Annotated in this window: 14 protein-coding genes, 1 tRNA gene and 1 pseudogene; 7 read left to right on the top strand and 9 right to left on the bottom strand. The window is 58.7% G+C overall.

Annotation, left to right across the window (positions count from 1 at the left end):
* Positions 1-5: 5 nt before the first annotated feature.
* Positions 6-707 (bottom strand): hypothetical protein, encoded by a 702-nt coding sequence (locus tag ACEN2R_RS15900; protein WP_442043659.1) that lies wholly within the window; start codon positions 705-707, stop codon positions 6-8.
* Between the two features lie 60 nt (positions 708-767).
* On the bottom strand, positions 768-1,349 hold the full coding sequence (locus ACEN2R_RS15895) for a hypothetical protein (protein WP_442043658.1): 582 nt from the start codon (positions 1,347-1,349) through the stop codon (positions 768-770).
* 261 nt (positions 1,350-1,610) lie between these two features.
* Here ACEN2R_RS15895 and ACEN2R_RS15890 point away from each other — a divergent pair, with 261 nt between their 5' ends.
* Together ACEN2R_RS15890 and ACEN2R_RS15885 are read left to right on the top strand one after the other, a co-directional pair.
* Positions 1,611-2,030, top strand: coding sequence for a hypothetical protein (locus ACEN2R_RS15890; protein ID WP_442043657.1), 420 nt, complete (start codon positions 1,611-1,613; stop codon positions 2,028-2,030).
* A gap of 151 nt (positions 2,031-2,181) precedes the next feature.
* Positions 2,182-2,709 (top strand): hypothetical protein, encoded by a 528-nt coding sequence (locus tag ACEN2R_RS15885; RefSeq protein WP_442043656.1) that lies wholly within the window; start codon positions 2,182-2,184, stop codon positions 2,707-2,709.
* Positions 2,710-3,211: 502 nt separating this feature from the next.
* Here ACEN2R_RS15885 and ACEN2R_RS15880 read toward each other — a convergent pair.
* Both ACEN2R_RS15880 and ACEN2R_RS15875 read right to left on the bottom strand, forming a co-directional pair.
* Positions 3,212-3,475 (bottom strand): hypothetical protein, encoded by a 264-nt coding sequence (locus ACEN2R_RS15880; RefSeq protein WP_442043655.1) that lies wholly within the window; start codon positions 3,473-3,475, stop codon positions 3,212-3,214.
* 93 nt (positions 3,476-3,568) lie between these two features.
* Entirely contained in the window at positions 3,569-4,234 is a 666-nt protein-coding gene (locus ACEN2R_RS15875; RefSeq protein ID WP_442043707.1) for a TetR/AcrR family transcriptional regulator, read from the bottom strand.
* 207 nt (positions 4,235-4,441) lie between these two features.
* Between ACEN2R_RS15875 and ACEN2R_RS15870 the strand changes: the two genes are divergently transcribed.
* The 5 genes from ACEN2R_RS15870 to ACEN2R_RS15850 all read left to right on the top strand — a co-directional run bounded on the left by ACEN2R_RS15870 (position 4,442) and on the right by ACEN2R_RS15850 (position 12,043).
* The gene (locus tag ACEN2R_RS15870) at positions 4,442-5,599 is read left to right on the top strand and encodes an efflux RND transporter periplasmic adaptor subunit (protein ID WP_442043654.1); all 1,158 of its coding nucleotides are present in this window, start codon (positions 4,442-4,444) and stop codon (positions 5,597-5,599) included.
* A 21-nt stretch (positions 5,600-5,620) separates the two neighbouring features.
* Positions 5,621-8,722 (top strand): efflux RND transporter permease subunit, encoded by a 3,102-nt coding sequence (locus ACEN2R_RS15865; protein ID WP_442043653.1) that lies wholly within the window; start codon positions 5,621-5,623, stop codon positions 8,720-8,722.
* Positions 8,723-8,814: 92 nt separating this feature from the next.
* Entirely contained in the window at positions 8,815-9,051 is a 237-nt protein-coding gene (locus ACEN2R_RS15860) for a hypothetical protein (RefSeq protein WP_442043652.1), read from the top strand.
* A gap of 300 nt (positions 9,052-9,351) precedes the next feature.
* The gene (locus ACEN2R_RS15855) at positions 9,352-9,747 is read left to right on the top strand and encodes a hypothetical protein (RefSeq protein WP_442043651.1); all 396 of its coding nucleotides are present in this window, start codon (positions 9,352-9,354) and stop codon (positions 9,745-9,747) included.
* A 145-nt stretch (positions 9,748-9,892) separates the two neighbouring features.
* Positions 9,893-12,043 carry an esterase-like activity of phytase family protein gene (locus ACEN2R_RS15850; protein ID WP_442043650.1) on the top strand — a complete coding sequence of 717 codons (2,151 nt, stop codon included), beginning with the start codon at positions 9,893-9,895 and terminating at the stop codon, positions 12,041-12,043.
* Between the two features lie 63 nt (positions 12,044-12,106).
* On the opposite strand, the gene ACEN2R_RS15845 is transcribed toward ACEN2R_RS15850, so the two are convergent.
* From ACEN2R_RS15845 to ACEN2R_RS15825, 5 genes and pseudogenes are all read right to left on the bottom strand, one after another.
* A complete protein-coding gene (locus tag ACEN2R_RS15845) occupies positions 12,107-12,334 on the bottom strand; it encodes a hypothetical protein (protein ID WP_442043649.1) in 228 nt (75 codons plus the stop codon).
* Between the two features lie 253 nt (positions 12,335-12,587).
* Positions 12,588-12,719 (bottom strand): annotated as a pseudogene (locus ACEN2R_RS15840) (IS5/IS1182 family transposase); the annotation flags it as partial.
* A 333-nt stretch (positions 12,720-13,052) separates the two neighbouring features.
* Positions 13,053-13,126: transfer RNA gene (locus ACEN2R_RS15835), tRNA-Cys, on the bottom strand.
* Between the two features lie 182 nt (positions 13,127-13,308).
* A complete protein-coding gene (locus tag ACEN2R_RS15830) occupies positions 13,309-15,630 on the bottom strand; it encodes a Tex family protein (RefSeq protein WP_442043648.1) in 2,322 nt (773 codons plus the stop codon).
* Between the two features lie 258 nt (positions 15,631-15,888).
* Positions 15,889-16,197, bottom strand: a complete 309-nt coding sequence (locus tag ACEN2R_RS15825) for an H-NS histone family protein (RefSeq protein WP_442043647.1) — start codon at positions 16,195-16,197, stop codon at positions 15,889-15,891.
* Between the last annotated feature and the right edge of the window lie 222 nt (positions 16,198-16,419).

The following is a 16,419-nucleotide window of genomic DNA, read 5'->3' as shown; positions in this document are numbered from 1 at the left end:
CGTCGCTAGCGGCTTCCGATATCCCCCTCCCAGACCCCCTTCAGGCGACGTTCAGGATCGGCGAAAATGGTGATGGACGCACCAATCGGCAGCAGATCGGACAGCGGCGCGGTCAAGGTTCGGCCAACGGTTCCAGAGGCGTCACTCCACAACATGTGACCCTTTGCTTTCTTTTTGCCCTCGGTTTGGTGGCCCGTCACGGTGGCGCTGCGAACCTCGCCCGTCTCGCGCAAAGTGACACAGGCGCGTGCACGCGACATGGCGTATGCGCCGCCTCCAATGCCGCCCAACACCAGCCCGATCGAGGCCGCCATACCCAGCCAAAACCCCTTTGCGATCTTGTCGGGTTCGACGGCGCTGATTGCCGGGTCGGACGGCAGGTAACGCACCACAATATCGGCGCCTTCGGACTGAGCGTCATAGAACGCTTCGCTGACAGATTGAAGGCCATGGGTATAAGGGTCTGCGGGCGTGGGAAATGAATAGGACAGCCTATAGGTCCTGTTCGAGCCTTTGCGGCCGGAGTAGTCCGATTTTTGTGTCACCTGGCCCACGGCATCGACACCTTCGGAGGCAAAGCGTGAGACCGTCTGGTGTGCCGATATCTCGTAGGCCCCGAGGCCAAGACCGACAGCGACAAGCAGCGCGAAAACCCAGCCCTGCCGGAGCATGAAGTAACCCATAGCGGAGCGCTTTGCAAAAGCCATAAAAAATTCCTTTGTATCAATCGGTTGAGCTGGATCAGCGGGTAAGCTGTGGTCAACGGGTCAACGGGTCAACGTCACTGTGCGCCAGCTTTTTACCGGAGTGCCATTGACGACAGCCGAGGTGTGGAAAACCCCGTACATTTGCTCTGGTCCGACGACCATCAGACGCAATGTCATGTCCATGGCAATGCCATCGACCGTGGCCTTGGTATGACCGATGAGGCGGGCAAGATTTTCCACCCCGCATCCCATCAGCATTTCGACATCCGACGAAGACAAAAGTGGCGCCGGTGCGCCGTCCTTGGTGGCATCTGCCTCGAATTTCCACGGCGGCTCATCCGCCCAAACAAAGGGAATGGGTTCTTGTGCCTCTGGGTGGGTGCCGATCAGCTGACCTGTCGGTAGCATCTCGATCGCCATTGTTTCGACCCCGGCACTCGCGGGAAATGGCATGGTCATCGGGCCCGCGATGACAAATCCGGAATGATGCGCGATTTTCCAGGGGCCGACGAACGTCGCGTCCACCTGCGCCCATGCCTCGGGTGTGCCATATCTGCACGCAGCGTCCGGCGCGGAAAAAGCGGGTGTCGCCGACATCAGAACCATCAATAAAACCAGACGCGGTTTAAGGAATGCAATCATCAAAAAAGCCCTTTTTGTCGGGGAAAACGGAATCAATATAGGGTTGGCATAGCATGAAATTGAAACTTTCCCCTATCGTTTAACGATTGGCAGGGACACGGCCCCAGTCCGCCGCCCCGGTTCCCGGTGGCCCTCCCTTGGTTCCTGCGCAAAGAAATGGTTGCCAAGCTGCGGTTCGGCCTACTACACTTTGGCCAGATCAGGGCTTTGCCCGGTAAATATTGCATATTGATAATTTGACTTCACATTGGAGACCTTTCGATGAAGCGCATTCTTATGGCCGCATTTTTCCTGTTTCCGGTCGCCGAAATTGCAGCGGCGCAAGATGTCTCCACCGAACCAAAGGTAAACGCGCAAACTGTCATTGACGCAATCAACGCAGATATTGCGGCCACAGCAGCAGAGGAGGCGGCAGCACCGTCTGCCGCGCAAAAGAGAAAAGAAGAACGTTTGGCTGGCTGCACCCTTCTGGGCGAAATGGTGCAGGACATCGTAACCCGCAAGAAAAACGGCGAGACATTGGAGGCTGTGCAGGCTGTGATCGAGGCCGACCCCGCCTATGAGACTGTTCCGCGCCGCGATATGCTGCCGATGAGAATCGAGATGACATTCAACTTGATGGGCGGAATGGCGCCGGAAGATGCCAACGCCATGTCCGTCAGGGAATGCAACAAGACCTAGCTTTAATACAAGGATTCCGTTGCCCGATGGCGGGCGCAGACGAATACACGAAAACAACGCGCCAAAACCCATTGCGGGATAGTTTTCTGCGACAAGTATTTGCCAAAATGCCCCGCCGTCAGGAAAAATCAGTTTTATTGAGAGGCTTTCAATGTCGTTTGAATTTTCTGCATCCGTCGCCGCGCTGGCCATTCTGATCGCCACAGGGTGTGCCGCCCAGACTGCAACCGACACAATGTCAATCACCATTGATGGTGCCGAAATTGTGCTTCCTGTGTCAGCGACCTATGACCGGGCAAAGTCGGAATGGCGTGGAGATAGCGGCGCCAAAGGTTTCGACCAGCTTAACGTCACCGGGTTTTTGTTGAAAGATAATGCGATCGACATGAGGGTCGATGTCAGTTTCGGAGTGTTGGCCATCAATGGCCAGCAGTTGATCACCGATACGGGCATAATGTTGACAGAGCGTGGCACCGAAGGCGGTTGGATGGCGGATGGCCGCGAAGAAGCCCCGGTCATCACCCTGACCACCTATGAAAAGTCCGATGCGGGCATGCTGGTCGAAGGCACGTTTTCGGGCACCACGGATTATAGGGTGACACTTTACAAAACCCCGAAAGAACCGGAGGAGATCCGGACGATGACCGGTCACTTTTCGATCTTTTACCCCGCCAGATAGAACGCCCCACCCTGCACCTGACGGAATAGAGGTGATCGGCCAAAACCGGACAGCGTGTTGGAATGCGGATCGTTCCTTCTGGCGGTGATTGGCGTGTGCCCATTTTCATGATCAAACGCCCACCGTGGCACTGACCCTGGGATGTGGGCCCGAACCCGATGCCGACGGTTTAAATGCGGACACTTTTTATCGTATAGCAGGGGCAAAGTGCGCATTTTTGGCGGTTCGCCGATGTCCTGAAAATGCGAGGATACCCTGTCCTATACAAACCTGCCCACCCTGAATGGGGTTACGAAGTACTTCGGCGCACCGCAGATGCGGCAGGCGTTTGTCTGTGGGTGCGCAACAGTGACCCCCCATGGTATTTCGAACGCACCGATCCCTGGCGTCAGCCCGTAACCGGCAGCCAAGTCGTCGCTGCTGGCGGGTATGAGAACTAAAACGCCTGTCCGGGATATGCGCCCGAAAGCCCAGCGGCCCCTGTGGTGATGGCCGACAGGCCCTATGCATCGCGCCCCAATAGCCGGCTATCGCGCGCATCAGCCATGAAATACCCCGACAAAACGATTACAACACGATCGACCTCGCCGCCTTTGACCGCGTCCTTAAGCGTGACAGGGGCCTCGCGCAATGCACCTGTGGAAAGGTCCTGCGCCCCGAGCACACGAAAATCTGCGTCCTCGAACAGATCGACAAACGCAGGCCGGTCTGCCTCGTCGTCGGTGTCGTTTTCGCTGCTATAGGTGCTGTAGGTCAGAACAAGCACAATGCTTGCGCAAAAGCCCCGCGGTGCCGTTCGCACGACAACAGAGAGACGATCATTGAGCGGTACCGGAGACTATCCCGAAAAGCTGCCACATCAAGGCGCACACCCCCGCAGGAATACGGTAATGGCAAACTCGCGGCGACGTTCGACTTCGGCATCGTCTTGCCGCTGGAATCCGGGGTGCAGCAGGCGCGTCAGTGTGTTTTCGAAAGCCATGTCCAAAAGCATTTCCGCCGCCATTTCCAGGTTTGCCGGGGCCAGAACAATTTCCCCGCTTTCCATTGCCCGTTCGATTTCGGTGCGGACGAAGCCAATCAAGACCCCGCGCCCGTTCGCATGTAGTTGCTGCGCCAGAACCGGATAGGCCTGTGCCTTGGCGATGATCGACCGCAAAAACTCCAGCTTATGCGCCTCGCACCCCGGCGGAGCGTTGATCCGTAGCAATAGTGACAGCCTGTCACGCAAGGAACGCTGCGTATCCTCGCTGTTGAGGGGCAGGAAAATAGTGCGTGAGATGTCCACGATGGACCGCACCAGCAGCTCCTCCCGGCTTTTGAAATGTTCATAAACCGTGCGTTTCGACATGCCCGCACGGCACGCGATCGCAACCATGGTCACATCGTCGAACGGCACCTCCATAAGCAGTTGAGCCGCCACCTCGAGAATTGCAGCCTCTCGGGCAGACGGGTCCATTTGCTGCGGGCGCCCGCGCCGCGCTTTCCCACAGCAATCCGCCTTCTCTTCCTCGGGGTTTTCCATATTTTTCACAACATCGTCTCCTGCCACCATTTTTGACGGTGGGCATCATGTTTTGCAAGCCAATCGCACTTTACAAAACTATCCTGTTTCCTTAATCATGGATCAATAGAATACTTGGTACGCCTCCTGTATGGACGGAAAATCGCTCAGTTCCCACTTTTTCACCACCGATCCGCAGGGTCGGCCCATCTATTGGAGCAATCCTCGATGCCCCGTTATTTTTTCGCGCCCCTGACGCGGCTGTCAGCCGTCCTTGTCCTTGCTGCAAGCCTGACGCCGCTGACTGCTGCGGCTCAGGATGCCCGCCCGCCCGTGGCCGTCACGGTTGTGACCCTCAAGGCTGCCGATGTCACGTTGACCGCCCCGCTTCCCGGCCGTGTTGCTGCCTCGTCCGAGGCAGAGGTCCGCCCGCAGGTGAACGGCATCATCCGCGAACGCCTTTTTGCCGAAGGCCGTCCGGTTGCCAAGGGTGATCCCCTTTACCAGATCGATGCCGCCTCGTACGAGGCGCAAAAAGCAGCGGCACAGGCGCAGCTTGCGCAGGCGAATGCCGCGCTCAATTCTGCACAGCGGGAATACGACCGGCAACAGGAATTGAAAGCCCGCAACGTTGTGTCGCAACAAAACTTCGATAACGCCATCTCTGCCCGGGACACTGCGATTGCCACTGTAAAAGTTGCAGAAGCCCAATTGTTGGCGACCGAGATTGATCTGGACCGCACCACGATCCGTGCGCCGATTGCAGGGGTCACCGGGTTGAGCGACGTCAGTCAGGGGGCGCTGGTGACCTCGGGGCAGGCCACCGCATTGACCACGATCCGTGCGCTGGACCCGGTCCATGTTGATGTGACGCAAGCGGCCGCGGACATGCTGCGCTGGCGCAGGGCTGGCAGGGGCGCCGATTTTGCCGAGAAGCGCGGCCAGATCGTTGAACTCAAGCTCGCCGATGGGACGATCTATGAATATCAGGGGGAACTTTCCGCCGCAGAACCATATGTGAAGGAAGATACGGGCACCATTGTGCTACGGCTGTCCTTTCCCAATCCGGACGGGTTCCTCTTGCCCGGCATGTATGTTCAAGTCGACATGCCGCAAGGCGTTGTGGAAAACGCAATTCTGGTGCCACAACAGGCCGTGACCCATGACCGCCGGGGGGAACCTATGGCGCTGGTCGTCACTGCCGCAAATATCGTCGAGCAGCGGCCCCTGACAGTCCTGCGCGATCATGGCACGGACTGGGTCGTGACCGCCGGTGTCGCCGCCGGGGATCGCGTCATTGTCGCCGGTCTGCAAAAAACTGCTCCCGGTGCGACAGTGACCCCGCAGGAACAAGAGGCCGCAAAGGCCTCGGCAGAGAACAACTGAGCATAGCTCCGAGAGGACCCCATGGCCCGCTTTTTTATTGACCGCCCGGTTTTCGCCTGGGTGATTTCGATCCTCATCATGGGCATTGGCCTGTTGTCGATCTACTCGCTTCCGGTGGCGCAATACCCACAGATCGCCCCGCCGTCCGTGGCGATCCGCGCGACCTATCCGGGCGCGTCCGCCGATACGGTGGCCAATACGGTCACCCAGATCATCGAGCAACAGATGACCGGTCTGGACGGAATGCGCTATGTGTCGTCGTCCTCGACCGCGTCTGGATCAGCCACGATCACACTGACGTTCGAAACGGGCACTGATCCAGACATCGCACAGGTGCAGGTGCAGAACAAACTGTCACAGGCGACCGCGCTTTTGCCCGAGGCAGTGCAGCGTCAGGGTGTGACGGTGCAAAAGGCATCGGCGGGTTTCCTGATGGTCATCGGCGTGATCTCCGAAGATGGCAGCATGGATCAGGCCGACCTGTCGGATTATCTCAGCTCCAACCTCGTGGATGCTTTCAGCCGGATCGAAGGTGTGGGCGGCACGCAGGTGTTCGGTGCGAAATATGCGATGCGGATCTGGCTTGATCCGTCAAAGCTTGCTGCATTCGATATGACGCCGTCTGACGTCGTGTCAGCCGTCGCCGCGCAGAATGCGCAGATCTCGGCAGGTTCCTTTGGCTCGCTTCCTTCTCCCGAGGGGCAGGCGTTCACCGCGACGATCACGGCGCAATCCCTATTGGAGACGCCAGAGGATTTCCGCAATATCATCCTGCGATCTGAAACCGGTGGCGGTCTGGTGCTTCTGGAGGACGTCGCCCGCGTAGAGATCGGTGCGGAAAACTATGCGACCGTTGCGAAATTCAACGGTAATCCCGCCTCGGGTATGGCGATCCAGCTTGCGCCAGGTGCCAACGCGCTGGACACGTCAAGGCGTGTGCGCGAAATGATCGCGGACTATGCCGAATTTTTTCCAACGGGCATGACCTATGTTATCCCGTATGACACCACGCCGTTCATCGAAATCTCTATCAACGAGGTGCAGAAAACCCTGATCGAGGCGATCGTTCTGGTGTTCTTCGTGATGCTTTTGTTCCTGCAAAACCTGCGCGCCACGCTTATCCCGACGCTTGCCGTGCCCGTGGTCATTCTTGGGACATTCGCTGTGCTCGGAGCCTTCGGATATACCATCAACGTGTTGACCATGCTGGCGATGGTGCTTGCCATCGGCCTGCTGGTCGATGACGCGATCGTTGTGGTGGAAAACGTCGAGCGGATCATGGAAGAAGAGGGGCTGTCGCCACGCGAAGCGACCCGCAAATCCATGGACCAGATCACCAGCGCGCTGGTCGGCATCGCCCTCGTGCTGTCTGCGGTGTTTATTCCCATGGCCTTTTTCGGCGGCTCCACCGGCGTGATCTATCGCCAGTTCTCGGTGACGATCATCTCTGCCATGATGCTATCCGTTCTGGTGGCTCTTACGCTTACGCCCGCGCTTTGTGCGACGTTGTTGAAAGGCAAGGATGCCCATCACACCAAACGCGGGCCTTTTGGTCTGTTCAACAGTGCGTTCGAAAAACTTGCCGGCGGTTACGGCTGGACCGTGAACTATGTGATCCGTCGCCCGCTGCGGATGCTGTTGGTCTATGCGATGATGGGTGCCGGCATTGTCTGGCTTTTCATGCAAACGCCCACGGGCTTTTTGCCTGATGAGGATCAGGGGATCATGCTGGCGCTTGTGCAGGGACCGTCTGGCACCACCGTTGAGAATACGCTCAAAGCAACCCAACAGATTCAGGATCACTTTCTCAACACCGAAAGCGACAGTGTTGACTCTGTGTTTTCAGTTGCGGGATTTTCCTTTAGCGGCGCCGGCCAGAACAATGGACTGGCCTTTATCCGACTGAAGGACTGGAAAGACCGTCCCAGCCCGGCGCAATCCGTTCAGGCCCTTGCCGGTCGCGCATTTCCCGCAATGATGGGCATAAAGGAGGCCATGGCCTTTCCGATCGTGCCGCCTGCGGTGACCGAACTTGGCAACGTTTCCGGCTTTGACTTCTACCTGCAAGCCCAAAGCGGCCAGTCACACGAACAGCTACTCGAAGCCCGCAACATGGTTCTGGGCATGGCAACGCAAAGCCCGCTGATCGCTTCCGTGCGCCCCTCCGGTCTCGAGGATGCGACCCAGTTCAAACTGGACATTGATTGGCGTGCCGCTGGCGCGATGGGTGTGTCGCCCTCTGCTGTGGGCAACACACTTGCCATTGCAATGGCCGGGACTTACGTGAACGACTTCAACGACAATGGGCGCACCAAACGCGTCTATGTCCAAGGCGCGGCCAATTCCCGTGCGACGCCCTCGGATCTGCAAAGATGGCGTGTCCGGAACGCATCAGGTGATCTGGTGCCGTTTTCCAACTTTTCCAGCGAACGTTGGGTCTATGGCCCACAAGGCCTCACCCGCTATAACGGCATGCCCGCGATGCAGATTCAAGGGGCTCCGGCTGCCGGTGTGACCACAGGCGAAGCCATGGCGGAAATCGAGGGTTTTGTTGACCAGATGCCCGGTTTCGCCGTTGCGTGGACTGGTTTGTCGCTCGAGGAACGCGAGTCCGGGTCTCAGGCCCCGTTGCTTTATGCGCTGTCGCTCGCAGCGATTTTCTTCTGTCTTGCGGCCCTTTATGAAAGCTGGGCAATCCCGTTTTCGGTCATGCTGGCCATGCCCGTCGGGATATTGGGCACACTCTTTACGGCCTGGAACTTCGGCTTTCAGAACGGGGTGTTCTTTCAGGTGGGTCTGCTGACCGTCATCGGTTTGACGGGCAAAAACGCCATTCTGATCGTGGAATTTGCGCGAGAGCAGGTTGAGGACGGAAAAGACATTTACGACGCCGTTCTGGCCGCGGCACGGCAGCGCTTTCGCCCGATCATCATGACATCTCTGGCCTTCACACTCGGGGTTGTGCCGCTGGTACTTTCCTCCGGTGCCGGCTCGGGGGGGCGTCGCGCTGTCGGGGCCGCTGTGCTGGGCGGGACAGCCACGGGGACAATTCTTGGTATTGTCTTCGTACCCTTGTTCTTCGTTCTGGTGCGCAAGGCCCTGCGACGCCGACAGCCGGAATGACCGCCACCCGCAAGGGCCATTCAAGCGGCTGATGTCACTGCTCTATTGCGCCCACCACCTTCCAGGCTTTTTCATGACCTGCGATGTCAGCGATGGCTGACGTTTGTGAAGGAGTGTCGCGATGGCGGCTGGTTTTGCCAGCCGAGAATGACGGTTTTAACTTTGTGCCGATGACCGTGCCGGATATTGTTCAGTCCAAGCAACCGCCTGTTACCTCATCCGATGCACGCATTGAGTTTGGTGTCGGTCAAATCACCCTGCGCTTGCCCCCGACCACTCCAGCCCTGCGCATTGCCGGGATCGTGTGTGCCTTGGCGGCCACGACATGATGTTTCCATCGACCGCGTTCGGGTTCTGGTCTCCCCGGCCTGTGGACTTCAGGAAGGGGCACGATGGCCCGGCGGCGCTGGTGTCATCGGTGCTGCGCAAGGTTCCGTTCCCCCATTGCCGACAGGTGAATGCATCGCATTCACCGAAAGGGGCACCGTATTTGTGTTCCGTTCGCGCCGGGCGGGCGATGTCGTGGGCGAAGCAGCGTCAGATCCGGCATCCGGCGAAAGTGGTGGCTGTGGATGCATAACCATCGGTTCGTTCTCCTACGCCCTCAAATGCAAACTTTAGCCAATCAATTGTCTCACGCTTATTGGCACGGGGGGCATGGCAAGCGGTCGGAAAAGCTGTCCGAGGACGAGCGGCAACTGGCGTTCGAGGACTTGTCCATCGCACTTTCCGAGGTCGAGGTGCAGAAGGAACATCTGGCTGCCAAAACAGGTGACAAGACGGCAACCAAGCCTGCCCCGAAACGCACGATCGGCAACCTTCCCGCCGCGCACCTTTCCGGTCACATTCACGACACGACAGGGGCCGCGAGGAACAACCCCAGGGCCGCCCTGGCGTTGGGGCCATGCACATTTGACAGCGCAGTCGGGGTGCCCTTACGCACCGGGGGCGAAGGGCAACGTATCGACCGCCGCGCTCGTCTCCATGATGGCGACCGATGGCTTTGCCATGGGGGTCGACCCTAAGCCCCGCACCGCGTCGTCCGCATTCGGTGACGGGCCGCACTGGGTCGGTCACAGACTGTCATCGAACTGTTTCCAAACTGTCATGATCTGATTATCATCTGCGGCATAGAGTTCCCAAATAATAAACATTTGGGGAACTACGCTTATGTCGTTCAGACTTCTTAGTATGACATCCACAATCGCGCTGATGGCAACCTCGGCGGCGGCAGACATGAATTTCAACCGTGTCAGCAGCTTTGCCACACATGCGAACAATACTGATCCGACAGCTGAGTCTTCGGCAGAGATCATCAGCGCATCGGGCGACGGGATGACATTGGCATATTCCGACAGCCCCCTTGGTGTCGTCGGCCTGATCGACATAACTGATCCCACCGCGCCGCTTGCCAAAGGCAATATCGACGTCGGCGGAGAGCCGACAGCCGTTTCGATTGTCGGCACCAGCGTAATGGTCGGCGTGAACACGTCGGAAAGTTACGCCGCCCCCTCTGGCCGATTGAAAGTCTTCGACATCAACACGATGGACGAGCTGGCATCCTGTGATCTGGGTGGCCAGCCCGATAGTACGGCGATTGCCCCGGATGGCAGCTTTGTCGTCATTGCAGTAGAAAACGAGCGCGACGAGAATGCCGGTGACGGACGCACCGGGCAATTGCCGGGCGGCTATGTCGTTACATTCGACATCCTGAACGGCGCACCTGTGTGCGACAGCATGGTCAAGATCGACATGACCGGATTGGCAGAAGTGTCGCCCGAAGATCCGGAGCCAGAGTTTGTCGACGTGAATACGGCCAACGAAATTGTGGTGACCATGCAGGAAAACAACCACATCGTCGTCATGTCAAAGTCAGGGACGATCCTGCACCACTTCTCGGCAGGCGCTGTTGACCTTGACCGGATCGATACCGTCGATGAACGCGGGGCGCTTCTGTTTACCGAAAGCCAGACAGGTCGCTTGCGCGAACCGGACGGGGTTCAATGGCTTGACGAGACCCATTTTGCCATCGCCAACGAAGGCGACATGGACGGCGGCGCGCGCGGTTGGTCGATTTTCAAGAAGGACGGCACAGTGGTCTTCGAGGCGGGCAGCAGTTTCGAGCACGCGATAGTTCAGGTCGGTCACTATCCGGACAAACGGTCCGACGCGAAAGGCGCAGAGCCCGAAGGTATGGAGTTCGCCACTTTCGACGGTACGCCCTATGCCTTTATCCTTGCCGAACGCGCCTCTGTCGTGGGTGTGTATGACGTCAGCAACCCGACAGCCCCTGTCCTTAAGCAAATGCTGCCATCGGGGATTGCACCAGAGGGGGCCGTGGCGATCCCGTCTCGCAACCTGTTCGTCACCGCCAATGAGGCGGATCTGATCGAAGACGGCGGCGCACGCAGTCACGTGATGATTTACGAGTATCAGACTGCGCCTGCCGCCTATCCGCAACTGACCTCTGCAGGGGCGGACAGCCTGATCGGCTGGGGCGCGATTTCTGGAATGGTCGCTGGCGAAAATGGCATGATTTACGCGGTCAATGACAGCTTCTACGGCTACCAGCCCACAATTTTCACGATCGACACCAAGGTGACACCGGCGCAGATCGTCGATGCCCTGCCCGTGACCCGCGCGGGCTATCCTGCCCAGAAACTGGATATTGAAGGTATCGTTCGTGATGGCGAGGGCGGCTTTTGGCTTGCGTCCGAAGGGCGCACAGACCGCCTTGTGCCGCACGCGATCTACCACGTGAACGCAAAGGGCCAGATCCGCCAGGAGATTGCCCTGCCCGCTGCATTACTGGCGGTGGAAGCGCGGTTCGGATTTGAGGGGATCACGTTGATCGGCAACACCCTTTGGATGGCGGTGCAGCGCGAGTGGGGCGATGATCCAAAAGATCACGTCAAGCTTGTATCCTATAACATCGACACCGAAGAATGGGGTGCCGTTCACTACCCCAAGGCTGCCGCAGACACCGGCTGGACCGGCCTGTCAGAGATCGTTGCGCATGGTGACAGCGTCTATGTTGTCGAGCGTGACAACCAGATTGGCGCCGCTGCCAAAGTCAAGAAAGTGTTCCGCATCCCGGCCGATCAATTGGTGCCCGCACCCTTGGGCGGCCCACTGCCTGTGGTGACGAAAGAAGAAGTCCGCGACCTGATACCCGATCTGCGCGCCAATGGCGGCTATGTCGTGGACAAGGTCGAAGGCCTCGCGATATTTGCCGATGGGTCCGCATGGGCAAGCACCGACAATGACGGTGTCGATGACAGCTCTGGCGAGACATTCTTTTGGTCGCTCGGCAGTTTTTGACAAGCAAGACAAGCAAGAGGGTGCGCGGTCAGGGCCGCGCATCGTCATCGGCCGCTGGATGCATCAGCCCCCGCCGCCATGTCCGCCACCCGTTTCGCCACCGCCTTTACTGCTGTTGCTCGGGCCTCGAGTGGCGTTCTGGATCATGTCCCCCAGCATCTCGTCCTCGCCGGGTGTGTCGATGCTTTGTTCCTGATTGACGTCGTGGTTCTTGGCCTGAACCGTGTCATCGGGTGTTGCCCACGGGTTATTATGCGAGGCGAAGGTTGGCTGCTTCCCGCCGAAAACCATAAGATCGAATGTCTTTCTTTTAGCGGCCCGACCTTGATCAGCATGTAATCTGATCGCATGACGGTAGGTGCCGCGCTATTGCGATGGAGAAAGGCATGACATCGAACAACCAACGATCTACGTCGGGATTGATGTGTCGAAGGACAAACCGGCGGTAGCGATAGCCGATGGCGTGCATTGTGACGAAGTTCTCAGGCTTCAGACTCATTGTTCATGAAAGCCAGAACATCACTGTGGCTGCGCGGGCGACGGCTCAGAGGAAGACCTTTTGGCATCTGTCATAGCGCGTGGCGATCCTGCGCCAGTCCTTCAGTCGCCCGAAGATGATCTCGATCCTGTTGCGACTTATGTAGCGGCGCATGTCATATTTGACCACCTCACTCCTCGCAGCGCCTGAGCCATTGGAAGACCAAGGCGGGTCTTACTGAACAGGCGCTGGGCCAAAGCCTGCACATGCACGACTGCCGCGGAACAGCGACCGCAAGTCTCTTGAACGCAGGACCAGACGCCGTGCAACTTGCAACCGTATTCGGGTGGAATTTGCGGTACGCAACGCAAATGGATGAGATTTACGCGGTGGTTGGGGGCGACAAAATCGACAATATTTTTGGGTTGGTTGCGAAGGCCGAGAAGAACGCCGCAAGAGCGTCGTTGTAAAATGCCCTGTAAAATGGACATTTGTACATCCACAGAACATTCAATACGCCATTGAAGGTATTGGAGGCGAGTATGAGAATCGAACTCATGTGCACGGATTTGCAATCCGCTGCGTAACCACTCCGCCAACTCGCCATTGTCTTGCGGTAAACGTGACATAGAGGACGCCGGGGGGGCGCGCAAGAGGTCACTATATCCGCAGTTCCGTTTTTATCGGTCTCCAGTCCCGCCGTGATGAAAGCGTTCCGCAGCCACCGCGGCTTTGCCGACTTCGCGGTGGCTGCGGAACGGGCCGCGCGGACAAACGGGATAGGGGGCTATTTGCGCTTCATCGCCTCCAGCAGTGCGGCGCCAAGCCCGCCGGGTTCGGTCGGGGGTGACGGTTTCGGGGCCGGTTTGGATGGCGTATCAGGGCCTTTGCGCTGACCGGACCGGGCAGGCTTTGCCGGCGCCGCTTTTTCTGCTTTCGGCGCATCGGCCCCGCCGTCCTTGCGCATCGTCAGACCGATGCGTTTGCGTGGCACATCCACCTCGACCACACGCACCTTCACGACATCGCCCGCCTTGACCACCTCGTGCGGGTCTTTGACGAACCGGTCGGCAAGCTGGCTGACATGCACCAGGCCGTCCTGATGCACGCCGATATCCACAAAGGCGCCAAAGGCCGCGACATTGGTGACGGTGCCTTCCAGCAGCATACCGGCGCGCAGATCGGTGATGGTTTCAACCCCGTCGGTGAAGGTGGCCGTCTGAAAGCCGGGGCGCGGGTCGCGGCCGGGTTTTTCCAGCTCTGACAGGATATCGCGCACGGTGGGCAGGCCGAACTGGCCATCGACAAAGTCGGCGGCATCAAGCCCCTGAAGCCGGGCCGGATCAGCCATCAGGCTGCGCAGATCGGTGCCGCAGGCGGCGATAATGCGGCGGGCAACGGCGTAGGCCTCGGGGTGGACACTGGACGCATCCAGCGGCTCTGTCCCGCCGGCGATCCGCAGGAAACCTGCGCATTGTTCGAAGGCGCGGGGGCCAAGGCGGGCGACCTTCAACAGATCCTTTCGGGCCTTGAAGGCACCGTTTTCATCGCGGTGGGTGACGATGGCCTCGGCCAGCGTATCGCCGATGCCCGCCACGCGCGCCAGAAGGGGCGCAGAGGCGGTGTTCAGGTCCACCCCCACTGCGTTCACCGCATCCTCTACCACGGCATCCAGCGACCGGTTCAGGCGCGATTGGTCGACGTCATGCTGATACTGGCCGACACCGATGGATTTCGGTTCGATCTTGACCAGTTCGGCCAGCGGGTCTTGCAATCGCCGCGCGATAGAGGCGGCACCGCGCAACGAAACGTCAAGGTCGGGAAATTCCGCAGCGGCAAGCGCCGAGGCCGAATAGACCGATGCGCCCGCCTCGGACACGATCACCTTGGTGGGCTTGTTGCCATCAAGCGAGGACAGCACATCCGCCACAAGGCGTTCGGTTTCACGGCTGGCGGTGCCATTGCCGATCGCGATCAGCTCTGCCTTGTGCCTGACGATCAGCGCGGCCAGAACCGCCTGTGCCCCGCGCAGGTCGTTCTTTGGCTGGAACGGATAGACGGTCGCCGTTTCGACAAGTTTGCCGGTGCCATCCACCACCGCCACCTTGACGCCGGTGCGGATACCCGGGTCCAGCCCGATGGTTGTGCGGCTACCCGCAGGTGCCGCAAGCAATAGGTCCTTGAGGTTGCGCGCAAAGACCTGAATCGCCTCTTCCTCGGACCGCTTGCGCAGGTCCGACAACAGGTCGATTGTCAGCGTGGTGCGCAGTTTGACCCGCCATGTCCAGCCGCAGGCATCCGCCAGCCACAGATCACCCGCCGCGCGGCTGTTCACCCCGATGACCGCGCGCACCATCGCCTCGGCTGGGTCTGCCTCTGCCTCCAGATCGACGGACAGAAACCCCTCGCGGGCACCGCGGAACATGGCAAGTGCACGGTGGCCGGGCAGTTTTGCCCATGCCTCTGACTGGGCGAAATAATCGGAATACTTGGCCCCTGCCGCCTCTTGCCCCTCGATCACCCGCGCATTGACGCGGGCGTTGTCGCGCAGGTAGGTCCGAAGGCGCGATAACAGATCGGCATTTTCAGCCAGCCCTTCGGCAATGATGTCGCGGGCGCCTTCAAGGGCGGCTTTGGCATCGGCAACAGTGTCTGACAGATAGCCGGTGGCAAGGTCTGCCGGAACGGCGCTGCGGTCTGCCAGAATGGCCTGTGCCAAAGGATCCAGCCCGTTTTCACGGGCGATCATGGCGCGTGTGCGCCGCTTTGGCTTGAACGGCAGATAGATGTCTTCCAGTTCGGCCTTGGTCACAACAGCGGCAATGCGGGTTTCCAGGATATCCGTCAGCTTGCCCTGCTCGCGGATCGACCCAAGGATCGTCGCGCGGCGCGCTTCCAGATCGCGCAGATATCCCAAACGGTCCGCCAGCGTCCGCAGTTGCGTGTCGTCCAACCCGCCTGTCGCCTCTTTGCGATAGCGAGAGATGAACGGCACGGTAGAACCGCCGTCCAACAGGCCAATAGCGGCGATGACCTGATCGGGTCGGGCGCTGATCTCGGAGGCGATCAGGGCGGGAATTCGGCGGATCGGGTCTTGATTGGGGTGCATGTCGGGCCTGTCGGTTGTTTGGGTCTTGGTGGCCCCTGCGCAGGGCGCACGGGCCTTGGCATGACTGTTTATGGTGGCGGGCGACAGAATCCAAGGCGTAACGGAATGGTGCAGGCGGGTTCGCGCACCAAACCGCCGGCCCGCTTTTGTATTTGTAAGCCGTGCATTGATATCCGAAATAAAACGGGTCCGGCTGGAATGGCTTCCGGCCGGACCCGTTTTACATGTCACTGGCGATAAATGCAGGTTTTCCGAGGATTAAATCAGAAAGTCGTCGATGTTCGCGCCATTGGCCAATGCGGCCTCGAACCATTTAGGTCTGCGACCGCGTCCGGTCCAGGTTTCATCGGGGTTCTGCGGGTTGCGGTATTTTGGTGCAACCTTTGTCCGCCGGGGTTTTCCGCCGGTCAGTTCAGCCAGAGTAAAGCCCATGGCCTTTGCCTTTGCTTCAAGTTCGACAAGGGCTTCTGCCCGCAGGTTTGCATCGAAATTCTCGATTGCGGTTTCCACGTCTTTGCGAAGCTGCTTGAGTTCTTTTAGTGAAAGGTCCTTGATATTTATATTCACGTTTTTTCCGATCAAGTGAATGAGCACTGTTTTTCCGAGCTTATTATTTATACTTTAACGGATGTTTGGCAACATGATTCATATTAAGGGCACCTCGATTTTTGACTTATTTCGCGATTATGAAGTAAGTGCGTCAGCCTGTGGTCAGGGCAATCGCGTTTGACCTAAGGGTTGGCTAAGTTATTGAGAAGGCTGAGAAGAAACGCATCACTCCACCCGGCG

Source organism: Pseudogemmobacter sp. W21_MBD1_M6, from assembly GCF_052119585.1.
Taxonomy (GTDB): Bacteria; Pseudomonadota; Alphaproteobacteria; order Rhodobacterales; family Rhodobacteraceae; genus JBGQOJ01.
This window is presented reverse-complemented; position numbering and strand designations above follow the sequence as displayed.

What these genes read in the sequence shown, in the direction of transcription:
- ACEN2R_RS15900 (WP_442043659.1), bottom strand. Translation starts at nt 707, where the DNA reads ATGGCTTTTGCAAAGCGCTCCGCTATGGGTTACTTCATGCTCCGGCAG.
- ACEN2R_RS15895 (WP_442043658.1), bottom strand. Translation starts at nt 1,349, where the DNA reads ATGATTGCATTCCTTAAACCGCGTCTGGTTTTATTGATGGTTCTGATG.
- ACEN2R_RS15890 (WP_442043657.1), top strand. Translation starts at nt 1,611, where the DNA reads ATGAAGCGCATTCTTATGGCCGCATTTTTCCTGTTTCCGGTCGCCGAA.
- ACEN2R_RS15885 (WP_442043656.1), top strand. Translation starts at nt 2,182, where the DNA reads ATGTCGTTTGAATTTTCTGCATCCGTCGCCGCGCTGGCCATTCTGATC.
- ACEN2R_RS15875 (WP_442043707.1), bottom strand. Translation starts at nt 4,234, where the DNA reads ATGGAAAACCCCGAGGAAGAGAAGGCGGATTGCTGTGGGAAAGCGCGG.
- ACEN2R_RS15870 (WP_442043654.1), top strand. Translation starts at nt 4,442, where the DNA reads ATGCCCCGTTATTTTTTCGCGCCCCTGACGCGGCTGTCAGCCGTCCTT.
- ACEN2R_RS15865 (WP_442043653.1), top strand. Translation starts at nt 5,621, where the DNA reads ATGGCCCGCTTTTTTATTGACCGCCCGGTTTTCGCCTGGGTGATTTCG.
- ACEN2R_RS15860 (WP_442043652.1), top strand. Translation starts at nt 8,815, where the DNA reads ATGGCTGACGTTTGTGAAGGAGTGTCGCGATGGCGGCTGGTTTTGCCA.
- ACEN2R_RS15850 (WP_442043650.1), top strand. Translation starts at nt 9,893, where the DNA reads ATGTCGTTCAGACTTCTTAGTATGACATCCACAATCGCGCTGATGGCA.
- ACEN2R_RS15845 (WP_442043649.1), bottom strand. Translation starts at nt 12,334, where the DNA reads ATGGTTTTCGGCGGGAAGCAGCCAACCTTCGCCTCGCATAATAACCCG.
- ACEN2R_RS15830 (WP_442043648.1), bottom strand. Translation starts at nt 15,630, where the DNA reads ATGCACCCCAATCAAGACCCGATCCGCCGAATTCCCGCCCTGATCGCC.